This is a genomic window from Pseudomonas sp. YL2 (genome assembly GCF_023063025.1).
GTDB classification, from domain to species: Bacteria; Pseudomonadota; Gammaproteobacteria; order Pseudomonadales; family Pseudomonadaceae; genus Aquipseudomonas; species Aquipseudomonas putida_A.
The window spans coordinates 88,361-110,610 of record NZ_JAJSLU010000023.1 but is presented as its reverse complement, the minus strand read 5'-3'; the positions used below and the strand labels follow the sequence as shown (position 1 = coordinate 110,610).

The window sequence follows — 22,250 nt, the reverse complement described above, 5'->3', positions numbered from 1 at the left end:
GTTCAGTCGGTTAGAATACCGGCCTGTCACGCCGGGGGTCGCGGGTTCGAGTCCCGTCCGCTGCGCCATATCTGTTTCAAGGACCACTGAACGCCTTGAAACACCGAAAGCAGCCGTTGGTTGTTTCGGAATCGATAGCAAAGACCCTGGTCGAAAGACCGGGGTTTTTTGTGTCTGAAATTTGGCTTTTCCCTCCTTTGACTCGTGCCTCCACCCTGGAATCCAACACAAATCCCCCTGTGGGAGCGGGCTTGCTCGCGAAAGCGGTATGTCAGTTGAAAAAGGGCTGCCTGACACCACGCCTTCGCGAGCAAGCCCGCTCCCACAGGGGGTTGTCTGTGTGCCCTGCGATCTGCTGCGGTGCCACGTCGCATTGATTTTTTGATTCTTTAGTCAAATTTTTGTAACTGGTTGTTTGCCGGACGCTCAGAAACCTTTAAAGTTAACCTTTCGGTCAGCTTTGCACTGTCAACACGCCCTTTGTTTCGCCAAGAAGGGCTTCTGCAAGACTCGAGATTCCCAGTAGATAACCAGAAGGGCGGACACATAACCGCCCAGAGGATGATCCATGTCCAACCGTGATATATCCCGGCGCTCGTTCCTCCAGGGCGGGCTGGTGGCGGGTGTGAGCGTCACGCTCACGCCGCTCAGCAGTCAGGCGCTGGCTGCCTTGATGGAAAACAGCGTCACCGTGCCGTCCGAGAAGTGGCTCGGCAACAACGGCAAGGCACGCCAACGTAACGACGCCCTGTCCAAGGTCTGCGGCAGCAAAGTATTTGCTCGCGACATTCGCTCCAAGGACATGCCGGGCTGGCCTGAGCAGCAAGGCCACGCCATGTTGCTGAAAACCATCAAGGCCGACCGAATCTACGAAGGCTACGACCTGTCGTGGCTGGGCGCCGACTTGCAACCTGACCGCATTGTCACAGCGGCCGATCTGGACAAGGACGGCATCGTGTTCCCTGAAGAACACGCGCCGGATCCATTGCTGCCGGAAGGCAAAGTGCCGATGTTCATCGGCCACCCGGTGGCGATCCTGATCTGGAACGATTTCGAGCGTTTCCGCCAGGCCAAGAACAAACTCAAATTCAATGACAAGGCGATTCGTTACGGTGCACAAGTGCCGTACTACGAAGGCGACCCTTATGGCAGCTTCCGCTACGTGCGCGTGGGCGGCGCGACCTCGGCCGACGAAGACGAATTCGCCAGCCTGAAAGACTCGATTCTGTTCCCGATGCTGAAAAACCGGCGTCCGGTGTGGAATTCCCAGCCGAACCTGCACGGCAACCTGACCGAGCGCGGCCTGTTCTACGCCGACCGCATGAAAAAAGAGATCGATACGCCGCCGGACAACTGGCTGGTGTTCGACGAGCGCTACAAGACCCCGTCGATCGAACCGGCCGCCATGGAGCCGGACAACGGCAACGGCTGGTACGACCCGAAAACCAAGACCCTGCACTTCGTGGTCGCCACTCAGTGCCCGCTGGAAGCGGCGACCGAGACCGCGAAAATGATCGCGCCGTCGCGCTTCGGCCTGGCCAACCTGAACATGCACCCGGGTTACACCGTGGGTTACGGTTCCAAAGACCACAACATCTTCGTTTACTACGCGGCCCTCGCTGCGCTGTACGGCGCCGGTGTCCCCATCCGTCTGGCCAACGACCGCTATGAGCAGTTCCAGAGCGGAATCAAGCGTCACGCGTTCGATATCCGCTATCAGCTCGCAGTGGACAAGAACGACTACAGCTTCAAGATTTTCCGTGCCGAGATGAGCGTCGACGGTGGTGGCCGTATCAACTACAGCCCGTCGGTAGCGGCAGTCGGTGCCACGGCAGCGCAGTCGATCTATTACATGCCGCAGAACGATCTGCAGGTCACCGCTTATCACTCGCGTGGTGTTGAAGCGGGTTCGATGCGCGGTTACGGCACCCTGCAAAGCATGGCGGCGACCGAAATGATGGTCGACGAAATCGCCAACCGCCTCGGCGTTGACGCGATTGATCTGCGTCGCAAGAACGCCTTGCGTTCGGGCATGAAAAACACCCAGGGCGCGATTCCGGCCGGTGCCCTGCGCCTGCACGAGATTCTCGACAAGGCCTCGGTGCACGAAGTCTGGAAAAACCGCGACGCGATCAAGAAACAGCGCGAAGCTGCCGACCCGGACAACTGGTACGGCGTCGGTTTCGCCATTTGCCAGAAAGACTTCGGCACTGGCTCCGAAGCGCCGATGGCCAGCATCGAATTCACTGCTGAAGGTCGCATCACCCTGCGTCACATCGGTATTGAAATAGGCACTGGCATGTCCACTTCGCAGGCGCTGGTGGTGGCCGATTTCCTTGGCAGCCCGGCGCACGACGTGAAGACCGGCGAAACCGAATGGAAGGAAATGCAGCTGATCACCAGCGGCAACCCTTACATCATGAGCCAGGCCGAACAGGACAACCTGCTGCGCAACCCGCGCTGGGTTGGCAAGCTGGCCTCGGCGTCGTCCGCGACCAACTCGGCCTACTACTTCAGTCACGCCACCCGTGAAGCGGCGCGCGTGCTGTTCAACAACGGTTTGTGGCCGGCGGCCATGGAAATCTGGCGTCAGGGCCCTTACGGCGGTCAAGCCAACCCTTACGTGGTGCGTCGTGAAGATGCGCATTGGGTCGATGGCAAGCTCACTGCCAACGGCATGCAGCCATTGAGCTTCGAAGAGCTGGCCAAACGCGCTCACGAACGTGGTCTGGTCACCGGCGCCACCGTTCACGCGTTCAACCGCTGGAGCTGGGCCGAGGCCGAATACAGCATCGACGGCGTGCGCGAGCGTCTGCCGCTCGACGGTCTCGCAGTGAAGTACGGTGATGGCGCGCCGAAGGCGAAGAAAGCGTTGATGAGCACGGCGGGTTTCCACCTGCTGGATCGCCAGAACATCAACTATCCGGTGGTCCAGTTGAACAACGCTGCGGTGACTTACTACAGCCCGGTGGCCACGTTGGTCGAGCTGAAGGTCAATAAAGGCTCGGCGGAAGTCGAAGTGCTCAACCACCATTCGTGGGTCGAGTGCGGTCGGGTGCTGGTCGAAGAACTGGTCAAGGGCCAGCTCGAAGGCGGGATTGCCATGGGCATCGGTCACGCGCTGATGGAAGAGATGCCGCTGTACGAAGGCGGACCGGGGGAGGGTGACTGGAACTTCAACCGTTATCGCCTGCCGATGGCCCGTCACGTGGCGGTGTGGAAGCAGACCGCGGAGATTCTGCCGCCGCTGTCGCCTAGCGATCCGTCCAAAGGCATCGCCGAAGTGGTGATGATCCCTGTGGTTGGTGCCATCGGTAACGCGGTGGCGCATGCCATCGGTAAACGTGTTCGCGATCTGCCAATCACTGCTGCGCGCATCAAGGAGGCCCTCAATGGCTAACCGTCCGCTTCAACTGACCCTCAATGGTCAATCCGTCGGCCCGGTGGACATCCCTGATGACCTGCCGATGATCGACTATCTGCACGAATACAAGAACCTCACCGGTTCGCGCCTGGGCTGCGGCCAGGGCATCTGCCACGCCTGCGTGGTGATTGTCGACAACCCGGACGGCACCAGTGAAGAAGTGCGCACCTGCATCACCGGCGCGCATTACTTCGAAGGCAAGAAAGTCCGCACCATCGAAAGTCACGCCAAGCGTGATGAGAGTGGCCAGGTCACTGAGCTGAACCCGATCCAGCAGCGTTTCGTCGACGAATTCGCCTTCCAGTGCAGCTACTGCGCGCCGGGGTTCGTCAACGCCGCGACGGTGCTGGTGGAGAAGCTGCAGCGCCAGCCGATCGTCAAAAGCCAACTGGAAAAAGTCATCGAGGACAGCCTCGGCCACCACATCTGCCGTTGCACCGGGTACGTGCGTTACTACAACGCCACGCGCAACGTGCTGACCGATCTCGGCCTGGTCAAGGAGGGTTAAGCATGAAGCATCTATTGACCCGCCTGACCCTGGCGGTCGGGCTGGCTGCGCCGGTGTTGTTTGCTCACGCTGATGATCAGGTCAAGCGCGGCGAATATCTTGCTCGCGCTGCCGATTGCATGGCGTGCCACACCGCGCCGGGCGGCGCGCCATTTGCCGGCGGGCTGCCGATCGTTTCGCCATTCGGCACGATCTACGGCACCAACATCACCCCGAGCAAAGAGCACGGCATCGGCCTGTACAGCGATGACGCATTCTTCGCTGCACTGACCGAAGGCAAGCGTCGCGACGGCGCCAATCTGTATCCGGCGATGCCGTACACCTCGTATCACCTGATGCCGCGGGAAGACTCGGATGCGATTCACGCGTATCTGAAAACCATCGAGCCGATCGAGCGCGCCGCGCCGGTCACCAGTCTGAGCTTTCCGTTCAACGTGCGTCCGGGCCTGATCGGCTGGAACATGCTGTACGGCAAGGCCTTGAAGCTGGAATCTGCCGAAGGCAAAAGCGAAGCCTGGAAGCGCGGCCAGTACATGGTCGAAGTGCTCGGTCACTGCGGCGAATGCCACACGCCACGCGGCCTGCCGGGCGCGATGCAATTGGACAAGCGCCTGACCGGCGGCATCCTCAACGGTTATCTGGCACCGAGCCTGCTCGCCACCGATCTGGCGGCGCGCGGCTGGAATCAGCAGGACCTGAGCACGTTCCTCAAGCACGGCATGAGCGCCCAAGGCACGATGTTCAACGAGATGTTCCCGGTGTTCCACAACAGCACTCAGGGCCTGAACGATCAGGATCTGGCGGCGATGGCGACGTTCCTGCTTGGCGACAAACCGCCAGCGGCAAAAGAGCTGACTGAAGTGTCGCTGGACAAGCTCAGCACGAGCGCCCAGCGCGGCCGTCAGGAATATTTGAACGTCTGCGCCGGTTGTCATGCCGCCGGTGGTGAAGGCAAACCGCACATCGCCGTGGCCATGCGTGGCAATACCACGCTGCGCCTGGAAGATCCGCGCAACCTGGTGCGGGTGATCGAGGACGGTATCGGTGAGCAGAAATTCGCCGGGTTCGAACATATGCAGCCAATGCCGGGTTTCGCCGACAAGCTCAAACCTGAGCAACTGACTGATCTACTGAACTACCTGCGTCAAGGCTGGGGCGGTCAATCGGCTGAACTGGCGGTGAGCGACGTGCAGAAATTGCAGGCTGACGCTCCGGCCGTCGAGCACAAGGCGCACTGACATGCAGCATCTCGATCTACAGGTTGTGCGGCGGGCACTGGAGTGGTCGGTAGCGGGGCAGCGCATTTGGCTCTGCACCGTGCTGACCACTTACGGCTCGGCGCCGCGTGCGCCGGGTTCGCTGCTGGCGGTGAACGATAGAGGCCAGTGGATCGGGTCGCTGTCCGGTGGCTGTGTTGAGGAAGACTTTCTCGAGCGCGTCGCTGAAGGTGCGTTTCTCGATGCGGTCAACGTGGTGCGTTACGGCGAAGGTGATGATCCGCGCTCGCGGGTCAGCCTGCCCTGTGGCGGCATTCTCGACGTACTGGTAGAGAAGTTTGACGCCGACTGCGAGGTGCAGGCGCATCTGCGTGAGCTTGAATCGGCATTGCTCGGCCAGCGCCGTTTGATTCGCGAGGTCGATCTGGCCAGCGGTGCGCGCAGTCTGTTCACTGATCGCGAGCAGGGTGCGCGCATCGAGCGCGAGATTGATCGGGTGCGGATTCGCGTCGGTGCTGCTCAGCGTCTGTTGCTGGCGGGATACTCCAGCGTGGCGCAGGCCTGTGCCGAGTTCGCGGTGGGTCTGGGTTTCGAAGTGATTCTCTGCGATCCGCGCGATGAAGTGCTCGAAGGCGTGGTGCTCAACGGCGTGGAGATTCGTCGACAGTTGCCGTCAGTGTTCATCGCCGATGGCGGCTGTCATCGCGATACCGCGGTGGTGGCGCTGACCCATGATCCGCGCATCGACGATCTGGCGATGATGGAAGCGGTGCGCACCGAGGCGTTTTACATCGGCGTCATGGGCTCGCAGCAGACTTCGCAGAAACGTTTCGAGCGCCTGCGCAGGATTGGTGGGCTGGGGGAGGTCGAGCTGGCGCGGATTCATGCGCCGATCGGGCTTAACCTCGGCAGCAAGACACCGGCGGAGATCGCTTTGGCGGTGCTGGCGGATATCTTGCGGATTCGTAGCGGGATTGCCCGGGATCAGCTCTGATCTGGATTTTGCAAATTTGTGGCGAGGGAGCTTGCTCCCGCTGGACTGCGCAGCAGGCCTTCTTTCTAGATAAAAGAGGGGCCGCTGCGCGACCTGGCGGGAGCAAGCTCCCTCGCCACAGTTGTTTGCCAGTCAAGAAAACTGATCAGAACCCCAGCTTGTCACGCAACCCGTAATACCACGCACCCAATGCCGCAAACGGCGTGCGCAGCAACTGCCCGCCGGGGAACGGGTAATGCGGCAGATCGGCAAACGCATCAAAACGCTCGGCCTGACCGCGCAACGCTTCGGCCAGTACCTTGCCGGCCAGATGTGTGTACGTCACACCATGGCCGCTGCAGCCTTGCGAATAGTAGATGTTATCGCCCAGACGCCCAACCTGCGGCAGGCGCGACAGGGTCAGCAGGAAGTTGCCCGTCCATGCGTAGTCGATCTTCACGTCCTTCAGTTGCGGGAACGCCTTGAGCATTTTCGGGCGGATGATCGCTTCGATGTTCGCCGGATCCCGCGCACCGTAAACCACGCCGCCGCCGAAGATCAGACGCTTGTCGCCGGTCAGTCGGTAGTAGTCGAGCAGGTAGTTGCAGTCTTCGACGCAGTAATCCTGCGGCAACAGAGTTTTCGCCAATTCATCGCCCAGCGGTTCGGTGGTGATCACCTGGGTGCCGCACGGCATCGATTTGGCCGCCAGTTCCGGCACCAGATTACCGAGGTAGGCGTTGCCGGCAACGATGATGAACTTGGCCCTGACCTTGCCTTGCGGCGTGTGCACCACCGGGTTGGCACCACGCTCGATGCGCACGGCTGGCGATTGCTCATAGAGGGTGCCGCCGAGGGACTCGACCGCAGCAGCTTCACCGAGCGCCAGGTTCAGCGGATGAATGTGGCCGCCGCTCATGTCGAGCATGCCGCCGACGTATTGATCGCACGCCACCACTTCGCGAATGCGGCGCTGGTCGAGCAGTTCCAGTTGGGTATGGCCGAAGCGCTCCCACAGGCGCTTCTGCGATTCCAGGTGTCCCATCTGCTTGGCGGAGAGCGCGGCGAACACGCCGCCGTCCTTCAGGTCGCACTGGATGTCGTACTTGGCCACGCGCTCCCGAATGATCCGGCCGCCTTCGAAGGCCATCTGCCCGAGCAGTTGCGCCTGCTTTGGGCCAACCGTGCGCTCGATGACGTCGATGTCACGGCTATAGCTGTTGACGATCTGCCCGCCATTACGCCCCGACGCACCGAAGCCGACCTTGGCAGCTTCCAGGACTGTCACGCGAAAACCGTTCTCCAACAGAAACAACGCCGACGACAGCCCGGTATACCCGGCGCCGATCACACAGACATCCGTCTCCACATCATCCTGCAAGGCCGGACGTGGCGGTACGGCATTGGCCGACGCAGCGTAATAAGACTCTGGGTAAGGGGTGTTCGCCATCCTGCAGCCTCTGTTTAATATATTTTACGAGTGCGTCGATCCTACCCGAGTTGAAAAGCCTCCGCCAGCCACCGGAAAAATCTTATCTGCTGGCCCGAAATTAAATATTTTGCATATTCATAGGGTTAGGTGAAAAAAAGGTGTTGACACCCCTCCGGAATTCCGTAGAATGCCGCCTCACAGCAGGCACGTAGCTCAGTTGGTTAGAGCACCACCTTGACATGGTGGGGGTCGTTGGTTCGAGTCCAATCGCGCCTACCAAACAAAATCCGCTCTGCTGGGCGGTCTAGAAGGGCTCACCGAAAGGTGGGCCCTTTTTTGTTGTCTGGTGTTTGGGCAAACTTTGGGAATATTTTGGGCAAACGACCACCGATTACACCTTCAGGTCGGCGCTCACCTTCATGTACACCACGGCGTCATCGCCATGGCCCGCCTGGTAGTGTTCAGTCATCTTGACGTCCGCGTGACCCATCAGCCCTTGAATGTACTCCTGCGGGAAACCCTGCTGCTCGTACAGCCACGCACCCAGTGCACGGATCTCGTGAAAAGTGGGTCGCTCGCCGGCGGGCATGTCCTTGTATGCCTCGGAGTCATCCCGGGCCTGGGCGAATGACTTTGTCAGGTAATCGGGTGTCACGGCGTTCCAGTGAAGCTTGGCGTCGAGCTGCGACCGTTTCCGGGCCTTCGGCGAGTAGTGGATCAGGTAAGGGCACACGACGGGTGACCGCATGCACTCCGCGACTACCTCGCGCAGCGCCGGGCCCATGGCAATCTCCAAGTGCACCGGCTTCCCGTAGTTCTGCGTCTTCCCGGGCGACACCTTGATAGTGTTCTGCTCGAGGTCAACGGCCGACTTTGGCCACATCACGATATCTTCCCGCCGCTGAAGACTCAGCAAACCCAAACGGATCGCGCGCTTCAACCAGATCGGCGTCCCCACGTAATTCAAAATCGTGTTCAACCCCTCAACCGTGTGGCGCTGACGCTTCTTCTCGGCTTCCTTCTTCACCAGCGTAAGCTCGGCCGAGTTGCGTTCGCACAAGCCTTTGGCCACGGCGAAAGCGAATATCTGAACGAGCAGGCCGCGGTGCTTGGTGTAGGCGTTGTTCTCGAATCCGTCGAGGTATTCGGCCACGGTCAGCACGTCGAGCTGCCCCATCATCAAATCGCCCAGGTCTTCGCGGTACCGTGCCAACTTGAATTTGATTTCCTTCAGCGTCCGCTCGGCATAATTCCGCGTGCCCAGCCATTCATCCTCGAAGCGCTCCAGGCAGCGGCTGAACTTCGGCGCCGCCTCGCCGGTGAGCATTGCCAGCAGCGCGCCGTCGTCAGCCAGCAGGGGCAGCAACTTCGCGTTGGCGGCGTTGGCCAGCTTGATGGCCTCCGCCATCGGCTTGTTGATGCTGGTCTTCTTGCCGGTGATCGGGTTCTTGTACTGCCAATATTTCCCGTTCGGGTAAAGGTTGGCCGGCAGATCCCGGTTCTTGATTGTCCTGGCGCGCGGCGGAGCCATCAGCCCACCTCCATCATCTTGGCGAGCAGGGGATCATTCGACCCCAGCACGACTGCCTGCAGATCCACGAAATACATCCCGCCTTTTACCTCTCCCACAACTTCGCCTTCCTCAATCCATTTTTTCAACTGCTGCAGACTCGGCTTCCCGCCGGCGTACCGCAGCTTCCTGTATTCGCCCGCCTCCATGAGGCGCGGCAGCCTGGCCGTAATTTGGGCAATGACCTTTGCCATGATGATGCTCCATGCCGCGCGTGGCGGCAGAAGGTGGTGATGAGTTATGCGCCGGCCTTGGCCAGAGCTGCGTCGGCAACTGCCATTGCGGCTTGGGCATCGTTCACGTATGCGGGATCGAAGTAGCCGGCCAAGTGGATGGTCGCCTGACAGGCACGCAGGTTCTCGCGGGTGAGCTTCAGCGCGGCGACGAGCTCTTCGTGAAGTCCGCGCTCCTCGCGGCCGATATCCCAGAAGCGCTGGCCCCAGTGCCCGGCCGGCGGCGGGTTGTTATTCTGCGCGCCGAACGCCAGTGCACCGACTACAGAGTCCAGCAGGTCGCGCTTGTAGGCGTTGTCGCCGTCGATGCTCAGGCCACGCCGGCGCAGGGTGGAAACCACCTCGTTCAAGTCGAGCCCTTTGTCCTGCAGCACGATGTCGAGTTCTGGTTTCTCTGGGGTGTAGATGGTCAGGCAGAGCTTTGCGCCTTCAGGAAGGCTGGCGCTGATCTTCTCCAACGCATCGCTCGCAGTTTCGTGGAAGCGGTTCAGTGCGGACATACGAATACCTCGCCCGCCGTACACCGGCAGGCTGTTGAGTTGGGGGAGGGAGTGAGGCTGCAGGTCAGTGCTTTACTTCTGAGTCAGCCTTGATGCTCTCGACTTGCTGCGCGATCGCCGCGAGTACAGCCATGGTGGATTCATAGCCAGTCTCGGCCATCATTCCGCCGCACGCGGCTGCGATGAATCCTGCGAAGGCCTGCGCTTTTTCCGGATGATTGCCAAAGCCATCGAGCGCTGTCGCTTGATTGAATGTTGGAGCGAGAAGCAGCCACAGCTCCTTCCCGTATTTGGTCGCATCAGTCATCGCCACGGCCCCCTGTAGATCAGGTAGGCCATGTAGAGCGGGGCGGCTATTGGTATCAAGATCATAGTAGGTGCGCTCCTGCTTCGAGTAGGCCGTCGCGGTCTTCGCGCAGGTTGTCGCGCTCGGCCTTTAGCTGGTCGCGCTCCCTGATCAAAGCCTTGATGGCTGTCGAGATGTTGCGGTGACCCAGCGTGATGGTGATGGCCTGGGCCTCGTCGAACAGCTTGACCTTCTGGTCTCGGTCGTCCGCTGCTCGTGCGGCCAGTTCTTTTTCGTGGATCTTGAGGCAGCGCTTGCAGGTGACATACCGCCAGTCATTGGTGAGCTGCTCGTCGGCCATGTCGCCGTCGGTGCCGCAATAGACGTGCTCTGGCGGATCCTGATCAGCCTCGGTGCCGCCGTCCCACGGGTAAAGGTGAATCGCGCGCTTGGTCATGGCGTCACCTCCAGGTTGCCGAATCGCTTCAAGAGTTCAGCCTCGAGCTCTTCGACCTTCTCTCCGAATTCATCTACTTGAACGGTGCGCATGCGCTTGCGCTGTTCGTCAAAGCCTTCAGGTACGCCCTTATCGCGCCACCACTGGCGAGCAAACTCGAACACATCCTTCGCGCGCTGGTCGTCGATCCAGATGATCGAGCCGTTGAAGTCGGTGCGCCAAGGAATCGAGCTGCCTTTGATCAGCGCGAGCGTGCGGCGCCGCAACTGCGCATAGCTCAGCGGCACGCCCCACGCTCGACGGCTGATCATGTGCAGTCCTTGGGCGTACCGTTGGCTACCGCTACCGCTACCGCTACCGCTACCGCTACCGCTTAGTGCTTTGCCGCCGCCGACGTAATTGGTGATGACGCCATTTGCAGTTTTCTTCACCTGAGCGCGCCAGATGGCTTGCAGGATTTCTTCGTCGGTGACTTTCATGGCGTCACCTCGCGGCGTGCCCACCAGCAGACCGGGCCATCGTCGGTGTCGTGGATCGACAGGCAGAACCAGCCTTCACCATCTGGACGATCCGGCTCCCAATAGCTGCAATCCGGATCGTGGGAGTCGAAGTAGCGCTCCGATATCTCGTCAGGCGCATCCTCAATACTTGTCATCTTCACGACCAAGTGCTGCTCGGCGAGCCACTTCTTGCACTTCTCGCCATCACCTTCATCAAATTGCGGCATTTGCGGGTGCCAGAACATGCCGTTTTCATCGCGCACAACCGGCACCGGCTGAATCAGTTTTAACGTTTCCATGGGCGAGCTCGTCCTTGCCGCTATAGCGGCTGACTTTTAAGGGGGAGGGAGTCAGTGGTTACTGCGGGAGTTTGCCGAGGTGGTCTTCGAGGAACTGCTCGGTGAAGGGCTGAGGTGGATCGAGCGGCGCTTCCACACCTCGTTCCAGCTCATCAATCCGCTGATCCGCTGCGGTCAGACGCTGCTGCAGGGCGTCACGCTCTGCGGTGACTCTGTCGAAGTCCATAGCCACAACCCATTCGCCGTCCGGTGCTTCGTACATCGGCGACGTTTCGGCATGCGTCAGGGCTGCCGAGTACCGTTTTACTTCGCTCATCCTGCAATCTCCATCGATACCAAATCATGGGCATTCACGACCTTCATGCCGAGCTCCTTGCCGATATGAACTTCGAGACTGGCGCCGCGGGAATCCTGCCAGCCGGGCAGGGTGGCTACGGTGTCGCATTCCATCAGCGCTGCGATGTCACGGCGCATGCATTCGCTCCAGGTGCCCGGGTCTGGGTTGAGCTCGGCGGGGTTGATGACGCTGTACCCAGCGGCGCGCAGGGTGGCAGCCGTGGAATGGAACAGCGGGAAATTCAGGTTCAGCATGTTGGTCATGGGACCGCTGAGGTAGATACGCTTCATGCGGCCTCCTGCTGCTGTTCCTGGCCCAGAGCCTGTTGAGCCGCTGCGATGATGCGGCACAGGTAGTGCCAATCGGGATTGGGCTCGACGGCTTTCGCGTCAACCAGATGCCACCACTCAGGGCCGAACAAGTCGGTAAGAAGTTCATCCTGCCGGTGCCCTACCGAAATTGACTCAACTCCGCGAAGGTCGTCGATCTGGTCGAAGAGGTCGCGGGCATCTTCCTGATCTAGGCTGTCACCAAACTCCCAATACCCTTTTCGCATCCGGCGCCGGTCAATGACCGACTTCTTTGCCAGAGTAAGCAGAGCGTCATTGGAGAACCTCATGGAACCGAGGCTTGGCGAAAAATAGCCGATGATGTAGTGCTCATCGAGTCGGCAGAAGAACTGAGCGATGGTGAGACCGTCCCACATCCCACCCCAGTAGGCGTGCCAGCTCTTGTCGTAGCAGCTGATCGTGATCTTGCCTTTCCGTGGCGCCAGGTCTTCGAGGAACACTGTGATCGGGTCGAGGTTCGGCGCACCGGTGATCACCAGCTTCGTCACAGTCGAGCGCTCAATCTGCAGTTCGGCCGGTTTGTTTTCTGTGAGCATGGGGCGTCCTATGCCGGGGCATGCCCGGGCGGTGGAGGGTGGGAATGGATCAGCTACAGTTGAATGGTCATTCACAAGGAGGATGCAAAATGACCTGCTTAATTTGCGGTGCGGATGCCGAAACTGTTCAACCTATCGGCGACTTCCACGAGAGAAACTGTGCGGATGGCTGTGGGCGTTATCGCGTTGCTGACACTTTGTTCGTGACCATGAAAAACAAAGGTCAGAAGTTTGATGTGCAGAAAACGCGGCAGTGGCTGGCTGTTAATCGAGTTGCTGAGCCAGTTCCAAAAATCACGACATCAACAGCGATTTACGCGTGAATCCTCAAACAGCTGCTCAATCGCCACAGAAGCAATCGATGTCTTCGGAGTAGCCAAACGCATCCATCTGGCCTTTGTAGTTTTCCGCGTACCAGGCCAGGTGGGCGTAATTCGGACGGTCCATCCGGAAAACCTGGTTAAACTTTTCTTCGGCCCCCGACCAGAAGATCACGCGCTCGGGCTCCGCCTGGATTGCCTTAAAGAGCTTGTCTTCACCTTTCTTCCAGCACAGGTCGCAGTTGCCGAGGTCAGAGTCCATGCCCAGATCAAAGTCTTGTTTCTGCCAGAATTCGGCGACGTCTTCCTTTGTGATGCCCGCGGTGTAGGAAGGGCAGACGTTGTCCCATCGCGTGCCGCCTTTTGCATTTGCGGCCATCATTCGGTGGTAGCGTCCTGCTTCGTCCTTGCGGATGCCGATCACACAGTCCCACTCGTCGTAACCCAGAGCCCGCATGTGTTTTTCGCCGATTTTTATCTTCAAGTACGCTGTGCACATGTTGTTCGAGAAATTCGGCAGCACCGGTGGTAGGTTCTTTTCTGCTTTCCGGTAAGCGGCGTAGTACTCGAGCATCATGGTGAACGGCTCGCCGTTGCGGCTGGCCGTCTCGAAGTCCACCAGCTTGTACCAGGGCGCGTCGTCGGGTTGGCCGTACACGCGGCACCACTCCATCCAGACGATGTTCACGTTCCAGCGCCTGGCGATCTGATCGATGAAGACCAGTGTTTCCTCGCGCTCCTTGCCGGTGTTTTGGAAGAACAGGTGCACATCAGGCGGGAGAGTGCCGCCGTGTGCTTCGAGGATCTTGTGGACCATGTGCCCGCTGGTGCGACCACCGCTGATGCCGATCTGGGCCGGGCCGGTGATCAGGTAGGGATTCATAATTGCTCCAGACAGCCGATTGCCTCGCCGGCTGGCGTGATTCGTAGAAGTGGGGTATTTGTGTTCGGCCCGGCATGGAGCCGGATCAAGGAGAATTGAATGAATCTGCGTGAGTATTACGAGCAAAACCGAAAGCTTTGGGATGAAGTGGATGCGCGTAACAAAGCTGTCGACGATTTTGTAGCTGACAACCCCGAACTAGGTGACGATGCTGTCTACGAAAAGTTTTGGGATCTACAGAACGAAGCAACCAAAGCGATAGGTGACGTTCAAGACTTCCAAGCGAATAACCGCCACAAAGTGAAGCGTTAAGGCGTAGGGGGCACTACCTCGTCGCCTGGGTCGGCTTTTAGTTCGGCCATGCTCTTGTCGTAAAATGCTCGCGACACCTTTTCGCTAGGTTCGTAAGGTGTCGTGACACTCCGAAGCATCCACGCCTGTGTTTCGAAGTCGGCGGCGATCAGGTTGCGCAGCAGGTTCTGATACACCTCCTGCTGGTTGTTGAAGCCATGGGCGGCCATGACCCGCTTGAGGTCAGGCTTGAACACCCCGGCGACCTCAACAGTAAACTTCTCGACGCCCAATGCAGCGTCCTTCGCTGCTGCCTTCTCGCGCTTCCTGCGCTGCTTGATGGCTTCCGCTGTCAGCTGCGGCTCTTCCACCGTCAGTTCCTGTTCTTCGGCCATGGCCTACCTCTTCAATTCCGCTGGCCGGCAAGTCCAGCCAGGTCTGTCGGCGGCGCGTGGCCGCCCGGTTGATGGTTCGTTTCACGCTGCGACCTTCACCTGATGCCAAGCGCCGGCGGCGTAGAACAGCTTCGCGGCTTGGGCTTCATCCATCGAAACCTCGTCCGGAATCGCGATCCAGCCTGACGCCACCAGATGGTTTGGGTTCGCGCTGTTGCGCAGCTCCAGGTAGTAATGCTCGATGGAATCGGTCAGGCGCTCGACCTTGTAGATGCCTTCCGGCGAGATCTCCACCGACTTGATGTACTCGGCGCCGCGCTCGTCACGACACATGGCACCGATGTAGATCGTCCAGCGGTAGGAGAAGTCGAATATCGCGTTGGCGATCGCCAGACTGCGGATCTGCCGGCAACTCTTCCAGTTCGCCATGATCTGGCTTCCGCTGGGGTCGATGTTCACCACCGCGACGTGGTTGGTGCGCAGCAGCGCCCGGCAACTGCGTTCGGCCCGGGCGAAACCGTTGTTGGGTTTGCGTTTCGACTTCATGGCGAGTCCGCCATTTTGCGCAGCGCTTTGCGGTCGGCAGCCGATATCGGCTTCGGTCGCCGCTTGAGGACCGTTTCAGGGTCTATTTTGTTGGAGCGGGGCGGTGGCAGCGGGTTGCGTGGCGGGCTTTTCAGTTGATCGATCCGCCCGCCAGCGGCCAGGTACTGGGCGATTCGTTCAGAGATCGCCTCAGCGTCCGGCCGGTGCTGCTCAACCAGATTGAGGTGGTTGCTGATCATGCCGCCACCTTGACCAGCTTGACGCCGGCCATGCTGAACTTGGCGCCCTGGGCTGCGACCATCGCGTCGAGCGCTTCCCAGTCTACGGTCAGCACCGAAATAGGGGCTTGGCCGTAGGCGACAGCTTTGATCAGCGATTCCAGATCGAACACTTCAGCCTGCAGGTTCACCGGCGCCGCGGTTGTGGTCGCTGGCTTCAACGCAGACTGAACCGGCGCGGCGGCTTTAACCGGTGCCGGGCTGGCAATTGGAGCCTGTTCGACCGGCGCCTTGGCTTTCGCTTCATACTCGATGCGCTTCAACTCCTGCTGACGGATCTGCTCGCGCTGCGCTTCGGCTTTCTGCTCCTCCGCCTTCTGGTGTTCCGATATCCGCAATTTGATCAGCGTGACCAGATCGTCGTTCGCCTTCATCACCAGTTGCTGAATATCGTTGAACAGGAAAGCGTAATCGGCCGCCAGCTCGGCCAAGCTGGCCAGGTTCAGGCGAATTGCGTCGGCGGCTTGGCTCGCGGCGATTTTCGCGCGGGCCAGCTCAGTATCGACAGCGTCCTGCAAGCTGGCGATCGTTCGCTTGTTCTTCATGACGCCGGCGAAGTCTGCGGCGACTACCGGCAGGGTGACCCGGCCCAGCGTCTTGTTGATCGCAGCGACGTGCTCTGCCAGCGACTGCTCTGCTTTCTGCTTGATGTTGGTTTTCACCAGCAGTTCTTGAGCCTGCACCAGTTTGTTGACCTTCAGGCGAGTGTCCCGGGCGTGAGCGCTGATCCGGGTCAGTGCAGAGAATAGCTCGTCGATGCTCTGGGTCTGCGATAGCGCCTGCTTCTTCGCAGTGTCGACTGCCTGCTCGACATCGCCGCACCATTTCACGGCCTTCTTGGCGTCGGCAAAGTCCTGGTCTGTAACGAGCGTGGTCTTCACCGAGTCGATGACCGCTAGCGCCGATTCCTCAAACACCTTGAGGTTGCTCGCGGTAACCATGCCGGTCAGCTCGATCCGCAGCGCTGGCAGCTCGTCCGGGGCCTTGCCGACGACAATTGACGGCGCCTCGGCCATTTCGAAGGTGGCCAAATCGGCCTCGAACTGTTTCCAGCCTTCGACCAGCTGCGCGGCGCGGCCGGCAACAGGACGGTACTCCATGTGCACGAAGTTTTCGGCGGTGCCGTCGGAACAAACGAAAATCACGCGCTCGGCGCCGCTCACCAGCAGCTGCTGCTCGAGCTGCCAGTAATAGTGCGGATCAAGATCTTCGGCCCGCACCTGGGCAGCCAGCGATTCGTTCCAGAGCTTGTGTTCGAACAGCGTCTCGCCGAGCATCGTCGCGCCGTCCATGGAAGCGAGCAGGTTTCCGTCTGTACCTACAACCGGGTACAGCTCTTCGCCGATCATCACTTCAACCAGTGGCCGAGCCAGCGCCTCAGTGGCATGACCTTTGTCGAAGATGTACTGCTGAGCCTGGGTGACCTCCGGCGCAATGCCGGTTTTCTTCATGGTCAGCAGGTCGGTGCGGGTCTGGTACTTTGAAGCGCCCATCATCGCGGGCGCCTCCGAGGCGGTGAAGTGCTGGGCGCGGAGTGCGTGCCACTCGGCGGAGCCTTGAGCTATGTTGTGAATTTTCATGCTGTGTCTCCGTCGATGGCTTTGAGGTTATGGATGGTTTCGATTTGGTCGTCGCGCAGTGAATATTTGCTGCTGACGTTGAGGATGATGTGTTCCGGATTGGTTCTGCCTGCGTCGATGAGCGGCCGCCACTTTTCGATGTTTTCCGTAAGAAGATCATCGGGGTAGGGTGGAAGGGCTTCTGGCTCAGGTTCTGGCTGCCGTTGCGGACTCACATCACGCGGCGCCTCATCGAAGATTTTTCCTTCCATCTCGTCAGCAGTCGGCGCCGATCCAACCTCGGGGAAGGCCTTGCGCAAGGCTTGAGCCTCGGCGCACTTGGCGAGCTGTGCAAACGCTCGTCGCTTCCACATCGAGTTCGGGGCCGCGGTGTCCTTGCTGGCCGTGGCGTAGTTTTCAAGCCAGCGTTCGTTCGCTGTGAACTCGGCAACGAGGCCGTTCGACATTTGGCGTTTGACGGTCACCCGGCACCACTCTGGATAGGTGACGTCCACGCCGCCCAGCTTTGCAGTAATTGGTGGTCCGTATTCAGGATCGCTGATACCTGCGTACTGGCCAGTGCGCGCGGCCTGGATGCGATAAAGACCAATGCCGGGCATTACCGTGTCCTGCATCTTTTTCGCTTTGGTGTTCCAGATCGGCACGATGTGCACAGGCTTCAGCATTGGGTCCAGATGCGCGGCCTGGCAGTAAGCCAGCACCATCACCACCGAGTTCTTTTCTGCGCCTGGGTAGAGGCTGTTGCTCAGCACCTCAACAAGTGCCGCCTCAGACATCGCAGGCAATTGGTCTTCCTGCTTCATTACTGCGCTCACGGGAAATCCTTGCCGCGACATGCGCAGCGATTGAATGCTTTGTTTATTGAGTGATGCGATCGGCGAGGGCGCTGAGCAGCATCAGAAAGGTGAAAACGCCGAGGGAGGAGAACGAGCCGCGCCAAATCAGTACGCGGCGCGCCCATTGGCGGCTGGTCACTGGAACACCTTGTAGGTGGTCGATTGCGGCGGCTGGCAGGTGCTGGAGGAATCGCGCGCCACGTTGTAGCTGGCCATCACGATCAGCAAGCCGCCGGCGAGAACCCAAAACATGATTTTCATGGCCTGGCCCTCACGGCGATGCGTCCGCCTTTCATGGTCACCGACAGACGCTGCGGGAGGTTGTCGACCAAGTCCTCGCGCTTGCGGCCGATGACTTCATTGAAGGGGAGGCCGAAACCGAGGATCGCGATCTTGCGTTCGATATCGGCCAGTTGTTCATCAACAAGCGTTGTCACGATTGGCGTGGTCATGCTGCAGCTCCTTGCGTGACTGAAGCGTTGTAGGAGGCGTAAATCTGGTCGATGCGAGCGCGGTAGTGGCGATGCTCTGCGTCGTCGATGGCTCGAAGCATGAACGCCAACGTGATGCAGGAAGTCGCCGCAGCGCTGGCGTTGGGTTGGCCGAGGTCGCGAATCATGTTGTTGATCTCGCCCTCGATCCAGGTGATCGCTGTCTGGTGGTCACGCTGCTGGATGTTCATTTCAACCCCCAGAATTCTCCGTAGGCGACGACAGCTGCTGCGACGCGCTTGGCTCGGGCCTTGCGGCCGATCAGCTCTTGCGCCGCGGCCTGCTGCTGCAACTGAGTGCGCTTCAGCGCCGCGGCCTCATAGTCGTGGAAGTCTTCAGGCCTTGGCGCTTTCGGGCGCCCCCAATCGTCGTAGCGCCTGTCCCACTCTCGGGCCTGCGCACTGTCTGCATAGCTGGTTGCCATGGTCGCCTCCGTGGTGGCGGGGTGTTGATCCAACAAAACTCGGATGCACTCATCCGCTCCGCTGGTTGCCGTTGGGCGCGGAGGGGAGTGCATTCGGGTGGTGTCGGGTGAAAGTGGAAGCCGCTTACGGCGGCAAGTCGGCTTGCTTTGGCTCACTGCAAGCGGGTGATTGAGAGCCCTGTTACAGCAGGGATGCCTTTCCTTGCTGCCGATACCCGGCAAGGCAGGTGTGGAGATACCGGCCAGCGCTACCAAACTGGCTTCGCAGATCGGCTCTGCGCGTTGATGCAGGTGGGCGGTTATAGGCCGCAGTTTCGTCCGCATCGGATGTAGCTCGAATCCTTCCGAATGTTGTCCGTCTACGCCGGGGAATGAAAACCCCTCTGGCTCGGGACAAGGTGGCCACCCTGCTATCACAACAGAAGGCCGAGCTACATCCGATGCGCTCTCATAGAGAGGATCGGGCAGTTGTAAACTTTGGGTTTACAACTCAGCCGGCGCCCATTGTTTGGCGAGGATTTCATCCAGAAGAATTTCGATCTGGCTGATAGCGCTGTTGTAGGCACGCTCCCATTCCTTTGGCGCGGTACGGCGTACCTCCTTGATGCGCTTTATGCCTTCACGCAGAGCCTTTTCCGAGATTTCCCGACGCTCCTTGCGGCGACGCGCTTTCGTGTAGCGCTGCTGTACTGGCGCACCCTTGCCGAGCATCTGACTGATCTGAGAAGGCGCCTTGGCTGCCGCTGCGCTTTCCTTCAGGGCCTCTTCAAGACTCGGCCCTTTTCCGACTCTCGCCAGTATCCTGTCGGCTGCGCTCAATTCGCTGTTGCTTTCCATCTACTCACCTCGAACAGTCAAGTCTGACTTGTCGGTTGATTTCCCGTCTGGCCCTGTCGCCAAGGCCAGCCAGTGAAATCGTCATGCGGCGAAAAGTTCTCGCTGTGCTGGTTGTGGTGCGCAGCGCTGAAGGCCTGCACGGATCGCCGACTCCAGCAGTTCGGCGTCATGCTCCAGCTCTACGCAACCCTCTGGAATAAGGCCGACCGCACAGCGAAGCTCGGCGGCGCGACTCTGCAGCGCAGGAATCACGATGGAGCGCATGTTGCCGACGGTGCGGCGATCAAGGCTGCATTCCCGGCAAAGCCGGATGTAGTCGAGGATGAATTTCGGCATTTCGATTGCTCCGGTTGTTTTCCCAATGCACCCGTCACCAGGTGCATCAGTGAAAAATTCCGTGTTGCTGTCCGCCCCATGCGCGGCGCCGCGGTTTCCCCACCTGGCCGGCGTCACACATTTCGTGTTCGGTGTTCTTCGCCGGCTGGCTTGCATGGTTTGGCGTCCTCCCATATGGGGAGTCCGGCAGGTTCCAGAGCCTGCATGGGGATCGAAGTTTGTGTTTCGCGCTATGCCCGTTTCCGGGGATCGATCCGCGAAGATTCCTGACTGTTAAAGAGCGGCGGGTCTCTTGAGGCCCTGGCGCCTTCTTGCTTTGGCGTTGAGGCAAATCTACAACTGAAAATTGTAATGTGCAAGCAAGAGTTGTAATTATTTTTGCAGTTGTGCATGGGGTGAATTTTCTGCAGGCGTAAAAAAGCCCGCGCTTGGCGGGCTCATTTGATATGTGCGGCGTTTAGTCTCTGCGCAGCGTTGCGGATCTGCCGTGCTTCGCTTCAAATTTGTCGACCATGCCTCTGCATGCGCCGCGCACGAAAGTCTTCGTTTGCACGGATGCCAGGGGATCGTCGTAGTCTTTCCAGCACAGGTCGATTGCCAAGCGGTCTCGGTCTTTATCGGTGGCTGGTCCAGAGAGGGCACCAATCACAAGAAGTAATCCGAACAAAACTAGCGGCACCAAGATGAGCCACGGCCAGATCGGCTTGCGGGCCGGCTTTACCGGTTCACCGCTAACCGTTCCAGTGAGCAAACTGGTGCCGCAGTGCTTGCACTTGATCGCCTCGGCTTTGATCGTTTCTGCACAATAGGGGCATGCCTTTACCGCTTCGTCCATGTTGAAGCCTCTGAATTCAATTCGCGCGAGAGTACATCGCCCACCAAAAAACATGTCCAAGAATCGATATCTGTTGCTCCTGGATCTGCTGGAAGGTGTAGTTCTCGTCCGGGTGTTCGTCGTGGTTGAAGCTGCGCAACTTGATGCCCGTGGGAGTACGGTAAACCTGCTTCACACGAAGCTGACCGTTATGGTTCACCGCGTACATCTCACCGTCGACGATATCGCCAAGCGAGTTTTTGCCCATATTGACACCAACTGTGGCGCCATCACGCAACACCGGCATCATGCTGTTGCCGCTCACCATCACGCACTTGGCGTTGCTGAACTGGACGCCGTTATTGCGTAGATCCTTCTTGAAGAAGCGAAGTCTTGCGCTATCGCTTTCTTCTATCGCGAATCGCCCAGTGCCCGCAGCCAGCTCGACTTCTTTGAGGAAGGGGACGTAGACCTCATCGTCACCGAGAGGCGTTTCGTCATCCCAAGTTTCGATTGAGCTCAATGAAGTGTCGGCAGTCCGGCTCTGGCTTTCGAGCGGCCCGGCCTCGCCCATTAGGTATGCAACCGAAACCCCAAGCACGTCGCTCAGCATTTTGATCTTTGGATTTCTCGGGACCGTTCGCCCGGACTCCCAGGCTTGGACGGATTGCGGGCTCACATCGAGCTTGCGCGCCAGCTCGGACTGATTCAGCCCAGCAGCCTCGCGGGCCGCAGCGATTCGGGAAGAGGTAGTAGTCATGGTCGCGAGAATACAACTCGAACTTGTAGCCAGCATTGCAATTCTCACTTGTAGTCATGATTTAAAAGCTGTAACTTTGCGTTGTAACTACCAGTTTAACGAGGACGCTATGGAACAGAACGCAGCAGAGCGTGCAGCTAAGGCAGCAGGCGGCCAGTCGGCCCTCGCTCGCGTCCTTGGCTGTACGCCACAAAACGTACAGCGCTGGTGCGCCACCGGCCGGGTTCCGGCCGAGCGTGTAATTCCCGTCGAGCAGGCAACCGGCGTATCCCGCCATGACTTGCGCCCCGACCTGTACCCCGACGAATCCAGTAAAGCCGCATAACCATTTTCAACCACCAAGGAGCAATCCCCGTATGGGCTTCAAAGACCCCCTCAACCAGCGCCGAGACATCGCCAGGAAGATCCGTCTGTATCCATTGCTCGATCGACAGCTGCAGCGCGCCGCCGACAAAAGCCGCCGGGAGTACGCGACGTATCTGTTCGAGATGTTGGAGTGGGCCGCAGTCAATGGCGCAATCGAAGCGCTCATGCCCGAGGACCTCAAGGACCTCAAGAATATCGCGGGCTAGAGGCCCTCAGGAGGGCACGAATGCAGTTCACAGAAGAAAACGTGCCGCCAGAGACCCGCGCCAAAGTTCACCAACTCATGGAGGCAAGAGGGTGGACGTTTGAAGAGGCGGTAAACGAGATCCTTCTCGAGGCGATCACCTCGGGAGCAACGGTCTTCGTTGGCAGGCACAAAGCACCAGTCCTGACACTGGTGGGACTCAAGAGGTCCTCTACCGCATAGGTGAGGGCCTCACAGATGGCCTGAACAAGGGCCCGCTTTTCGAC

34 protein-coding genes and 1 tRNA gene are annotated in these 22,250 nt (G+C 59.4%); 10 read left to right on the top strand and 25 right to left on the bottom strand.

What is annotated here, in order from left to right; translation table 11 throughout:
• The first annotated feature begins 568 nt into the window (after positions 1-568).
• The 4 genes from LVD08_RS25745 to LVD08_RS25730 are packed head-to-tail and all read left to right on the top strand — an operon-like array spanning position 569 to position 6,143.
• Positions 569-3,400 (top strand): xanthine dehydrogenase family protein molybdopterin-binding subunit, encoded by a 2,832-nt coding sequence (locus tag LVD08_RS25745; RefSeq protein WP_247269587.1) that lies wholly within the window; start codon positions 569-571, stop codon positions 3,398-3,400.
• On the top strand, positions 3,393-3,932 hold the full coding sequence (locus LVD08_RS25740) for a (2Fe-2S)-binding protein (RefSeq protein WP_003226408.1): 540 nt from the start codon (positions 3,393-3,395) through the stop codon (positions 3,930-3,932). The genes LVD08_RS25745 and LVD08_RS25740 overlap by 8 nt, the downstream gene beginning before the upstream one ends.
• A 2-nt stretch (positions 3,933-3,934) precedes the next feature.
• Positions 3,935-5,170, top strand: coding sequence for a c-type cytochrome (locus tag LVD08_RS25735; RefSeq protein ID WP_247269586.1), 1,236 nt, complete (start codon positions 3,935-3,937; stop codon positions 5,168-5,170).
• A 1-nt stretch (position 5,171) separates the two neighbouring features.
• A complete protein-coding gene (locus tag LVD08_RS25730; RefSeq protein WP_134786866.1) occupies positions 5,172-6,143 on the top strand; it encodes an XdhC family protein in 972 nt (323 codons plus the stop codon).
• A gap of 145 nt (positions 6,144-6,288) precedes the next feature.
• Here LVD08_RS25730 and LVD08_RS25725 read toward each other — a convergent pair whose 3' ends face one another.
• Entirely contained in the window at positions 6,289-7,572 is a 1,284-nt protein-coding gene (locus LVD08_RS25725) for an NAD(P)/FAD-dependent oxidoreductase (protein ID WP_247269585.1), read from the bottom strand.
• A gap of 184 nt (positions 7,573-7,756) precedes the next feature.
• On the opposite strand from LVD08_RS25725, the gene LVD08_RS25720 reads away from it, so the two are divergent.
• A tRNA-Val gene (locus LVD08_RS25720) sits at positions 7,757-7,833 on the top strand.
• A gap of 112 nt (positions 7,834-7,945) precedes the next feature.
• On the opposite strand, the gene LVD08_RS25715 is transcribed toward LVD08_RS25720, so the two are convergent.
• The 10 genes from LVD08_RS25715 to LVD08_RS25670 all read right to left on the bottom strand — a co-directional run bounded on the left by LVD08_RS25715 (position 7,946) and on the right by LVD08_RS25670 (position 12,622).
• Positions 7,946-9,085, bottom strand: coding sequence for a tyrosine-type recombinase/integrase (locus tag LVD08_RS25715; RefSeq protein ID WP_247269584.1), 1,140 nt, complete (start codon positions 9,083-9,085; stop codon positions 7,946-7,948).
• Entirely contained in the window at positions 9,085-9,318 is a 234-nt protein-coding gene (locus tag LVD08_RS25710; RefSeq protein WP_039593925.1) for a hypothetical protein, read from the bottom strand. The genes LVD08_RS25715 and LVD08_RS25710 overlap by 1 nt, the downstream gene beginning before the upstream one ends.
• Positions 9,319-9,362: 44 nt before the next feature.
• Positions 9,363-9,857, bottom strand: a complete 495-nt coding sequence (locus LVD08_RS25705) for a hypothetical protein (protein WP_247269583.1) — start codon at positions 9,855-9,857, stop codon at positions 9,363-9,365.
• A 64-nt stretch (positions 9,858-9,921) separates the two neighbouring features.
• The gene (locus tag LVD08_RS25700) at positions 9,922-10,164 is read right to left on the bottom strand and encodes a hypothetical protein (RefSeq protein ID WP_247269582.1); all 243 of its coding nucleotides are present in this window, start codon (positions 10,162-10,164) and stop codon (positions 9,922-9,924) included.
• Positions 10,165-10,225: 61 nt separating this feature from the next.
• Positions 10,226-10,600 (bottom strand): hypothetical protein, encoded by a 375-nt coding sequence (locus LVD08_RS25695; protein ID WP_247269581.1) that lies wholly within the window; start codon positions 10,598-10,600, stop codon positions 10,226-10,228.
• Positions 10,597-11,079, bottom strand: a complete 483-nt coding sequence (locus tag LVD08_RS25690) for a hypothetical protein (RefSeq protein ID WP_247269580.1) — start codon at positions 11,077-11,079, stop codon at positions 10,597-10,599. Before LVD08_RS25690 ends, LVD08_RS25695 begins: the two co-directional genes overlap by 4 nt.
• Entirely contained in the window at positions 11,076-11,399 is a 324-nt protein-coding gene (locus tag LVD08_RS25685) for a hypothetical protein (protein ID WP_247269579.1), read from the bottom strand. The genes LVD08_RS25690 and LVD08_RS25685 overlap by 4 nt, the downstream gene beginning before the upstream one ends.
• A gap of 58 nt (positions 11,400-11,457) precedes the next feature.
• A complete protein-coding gene (locus LVD08_RS25680; RefSeq protein WP_247269578.1) occupies positions 11,458-11,715 on the bottom strand; it encodes a hypothetical protein in 258 nt (85 codons plus the stop codon).
• Positions 11,712-12,026 (bottom strand): DUF4406 domain-containing protein, encoded by a 315-nt coding sequence (locus tag LVD08_RS25675; RefSeq protein WP_247269577.1) that lies wholly within the window; start codon positions 12,024-12,026, stop codon positions 11,712-11,714. Before LVD08_RS25675 ends, LVD08_RS25680 begins: the two co-directional genes overlap by 4 nt.
• Complete coding sequence (locus LVD08_RS25670) at positions 12,023-12,622, bottom strand: hypothetical protein (RefSeq protein ID WP_247269576.1); 600 nt, start codon at positions 12,620-12,622, stop codon at positions 12,023-12,025. Before LVD08_RS25670 ends, LVD08_RS25675 begins: the two co-directional genes overlap by 4 nt.
• Positions 12,623-12,666: 44 nt before the next feature.
• Here LVD08_RS25670 and LVD08_RS25665 point away from each other — a divergent pair, with 44 nt between their 5' ends.
• Positions 12,667-12,945, top strand: coding sequence for a hypothetical protein (locus tag LVD08_RS25665; RefSeq protein ID WP_247269575.1), 279 nt, complete (start codon positions 12,667-12,669; stop codon positions 12,943-12,945).
• 16 nt (positions 12,946-12,961) lie between these two features.
• On the opposite strand, the gene LVD08_RS25660 is transcribed toward LVD08_RS25665, so the two are convergent.
• The gene (locus tag LVD08_RS25660; RefSeq protein ID WP_247269574.1) at positions 12,962-13,825 is read right to left on the bottom strand and encodes a hypothetical protein; all 864 of its coding nucleotides are present in this window, start codon (positions 13,823-13,825) and stop codon (positions 12,962-12,964) included.
• Positions 13,826-13,924: 99 nt separating this feature from the next.
• Here LVD08_RS25660 and LVD08_RS25655 point away from each other — a divergent pair, with 99 nt between their 5' ends.
• Complete coding sequence (locus LVD08_RS25655; RefSeq protein WP_247269573.1) at positions 13,925-14,137, top strand: hypothetical protein; 213 nt, start codon at positions 13,925-13,927, stop codon at positions 14,135-14,137.
• Here the strand turns inward: LVD08_RS25655 and LVD08_RS25650 are convergent.
• From LVD08_RS25650 to LVD08_RS25595, 13 genes are all read right to left on the bottom strand, one after another.
• Positions 14,134-14,511 carry a hypothetical protein gene (locus tag LVD08_RS25650; protein ID WP_247269572.1) on the bottom strand — a complete coding sequence of 126 codons (378 nt, stop codon included), beginning with the start codon at positions 14,509-14,511 and terminating at the stop codon, positions 14,134-14,136. The two genes, LVD08_RS25655 and LVD08_RS25650, sit on opposite strands and share 4 nt — an antisense overlap.
• 81 nt (positions 14,512-14,592) lie before the next feature.
• Positions 14,593-15,057 carry a hypothetical protein gene (locus tag LVD08_RS25645; protein WP_247269571.1) on the bottom strand — a complete coding sequence of 155 codons (465 nt, stop codon included), beginning with the start codon at positions 15,055-15,057 and terminating at the stop codon, positions 14,593-14,595.
• Positions 15,054-15,296 (bottom strand): hypothetical protein, encoded by a 243-nt coding sequence (locus LVD08_RS25640; RefSeq protein ID WP_247269570.1) that lies wholly within the window; start codon positions 15,294-15,296, stop codon positions 15,054-15,056. The genes LVD08_RS25645 and LVD08_RS25640 overlap by 4 nt, the downstream gene beginning before the upstream one ends.
• The gene (locus LVD08_RS25635) at positions 15,293-16,915 is read right to left on the bottom strand and encodes a YqaJ viral recombinase family protein (RefSeq protein ID WP_247269569.1); all 1,623 of its coding nucleotides are present in this window, start codon (positions 16,913-16,915) and stop codon (positions 15,293-15,295) included. Before LVD08_RS25635 ends, LVD08_RS25640 begins: the two co-directional genes overlap by 4 nt.
• On the bottom strand, positions 16,912-17,718 hold the full coding sequence (gene bet / locus LVD08_RS25630) for a phage recombination protein Bet (protein ID WP_247269568.1): 807 nt from the start codon (positions 17,716-17,718) through the stop codon (positions 16,912-16,914). Before bet ends, LVD08_RS25635 begins: the two co-directional genes overlap by 4 nt.
• Before the next feature lie 168 nt (positions 17,719-17,886).
• On the bottom strand, positions 17,887-18,012 hold the full coding sequence (locus tag LVD08_RS28080) for a hypothetical protein (protein WP_256616944.1): 126 nt from the start codon (positions 18,010-18,012) through the stop codon (positions 17,887-17,889).
• Positions 18,009-18,203: a hypothetical protein gene (locus LVD08_RS25625; protein WP_103486236.1), complete on the bottom strand. Its 195-nt coding sequence runs from the start codon at positions 18,201-18,203 to the stop codon at positions 18,009-18,011. Before LVD08_RS25625 ends, LVD08_RS28080 begins: the two co-directional genes overlap by 4 nt.
• Positions 18,200-18,433, bottom strand: a complete 234-nt coding sequence (locus tag LVD08_RS25620) for a hypothetical protein (RefSeq protein ID WP_097090013.1) — start codon at positions 18,431-18,433, stop codon at positions 18,200-18,202. Before LVD08_RS25620 ends, LVD08_RS25625 begins: the two co-directional genes overlap by 4 nt.
• The gene (locus LVD08_RS25615; RefSeq protein ID WP_247269567.1) at positions 18,430-18,666 is read right to left on the bottom strand and encodes a hypothetical protein; all 237 of its coding nucleotides are present in this window, start codon (positions 18,664-18,666) and stop codon (positions 18,430-18,432) included. The genes LVD08_RS25620 and LVD08_RS25615 overlap by 4 nt, the downstream gene beginning before the upstream one ends.
• Before the next feature lie 483 nt (positions 18,667-19,149).
• Positions 19,150-19,503 carry a hypothetical protein gene (locus LVD08_RS25610; RefSeq protein WP_247269566.1) on the bottom strand — a complete coding sequence of 118 codons (354 nt, stop codon included), beginning with the start codon at positions 19,501-19,503 and terminating at the stop codon, positions 19,150-19,152.
• An 81-nt stretch (positions 19,504-19,584) separates the two neighbouring features.
• Positions 19,585-19,839, bottom strand: coding sequence for a hypothetical protein (locus LVD08_RS25605; protein WP_247269565.1), 255 nt, complete (start codon positions 19,837-19,839; stop codon positions 19,585-19,587).
• A 457-nt stretch (positions 19,840-20,296) separates the two neighbouring features.
• The gene (locus tag LVD08_RS25600) at positions 20,297-20,674 is read right to left on the bottom strand and encodes a zinc ribbon domain-containing protein (RefSeq protein WP_247269564.1); all 378 of its coding nucleotides are present in this window, start codon (positions 20,672-20,674) and stop codon (positions 20,297-20,299) included.
• Positions 20,675-20,690: 16 nt separating this feature from the next.
• A complete protein-coding gene (locus tag LVD08_RS25595) occupies positions 20,691-21,449 on the bottom strand; it encodes an XRE family transcriptional regulator (RefSeq protein ID WP_446739760.1) in 759 nt (252 codons plus the stop codon).
• Between LVD08_RS25595 and LVD08_RS25590 the strand changes: the two genes are divergently transcribed.
• Genes LVD08_RS25590 through LVD08_RS25580 form a run of 3 tightly spaced genes read left to right on the top strand, consistent with a single transcriptional unit; the run spans position 21,412 to position 22,206 of the window.
• A complete protein-coding gene (locus LVD08_RS25590; protein ID WP_446739759.1) occupies positions 21,412-21,738 on the top strand; it encodes a YdaS family helix-turn-helix protein in 327 nt (108 codons plus the stop codon). The two genes, LVD08_RS25595 and LVD08_RS25590, sit on opposite strands and share 38 nt — an antisense overlap.
• Before the next feature lie 31 nt (positions 21,739-21,769).
• On the top strand, positions 21,770-21,985 hold the full coding sequence (locus LVD08_RS25585) for a hypothetical protein (protein ID WP_064588254.1): 216 nt from the start codon (positions 21,770-21,772) through the stop codon (positions 21,983-21,985).
• A 20-nt stretch (positions 21,986-22,005) separates the two neighbouring features.
• Entirely contained in the window at positions 22,006-22,206 is a 201-nt protein-coding gene (locus LVD08_RS25580) for a hypothetical protein (protein ID WP_247269562.1), read from the top strand.
• The last annotated feature ends 44 nt before the right edge of the window (positions 22,207-22,250 follow it).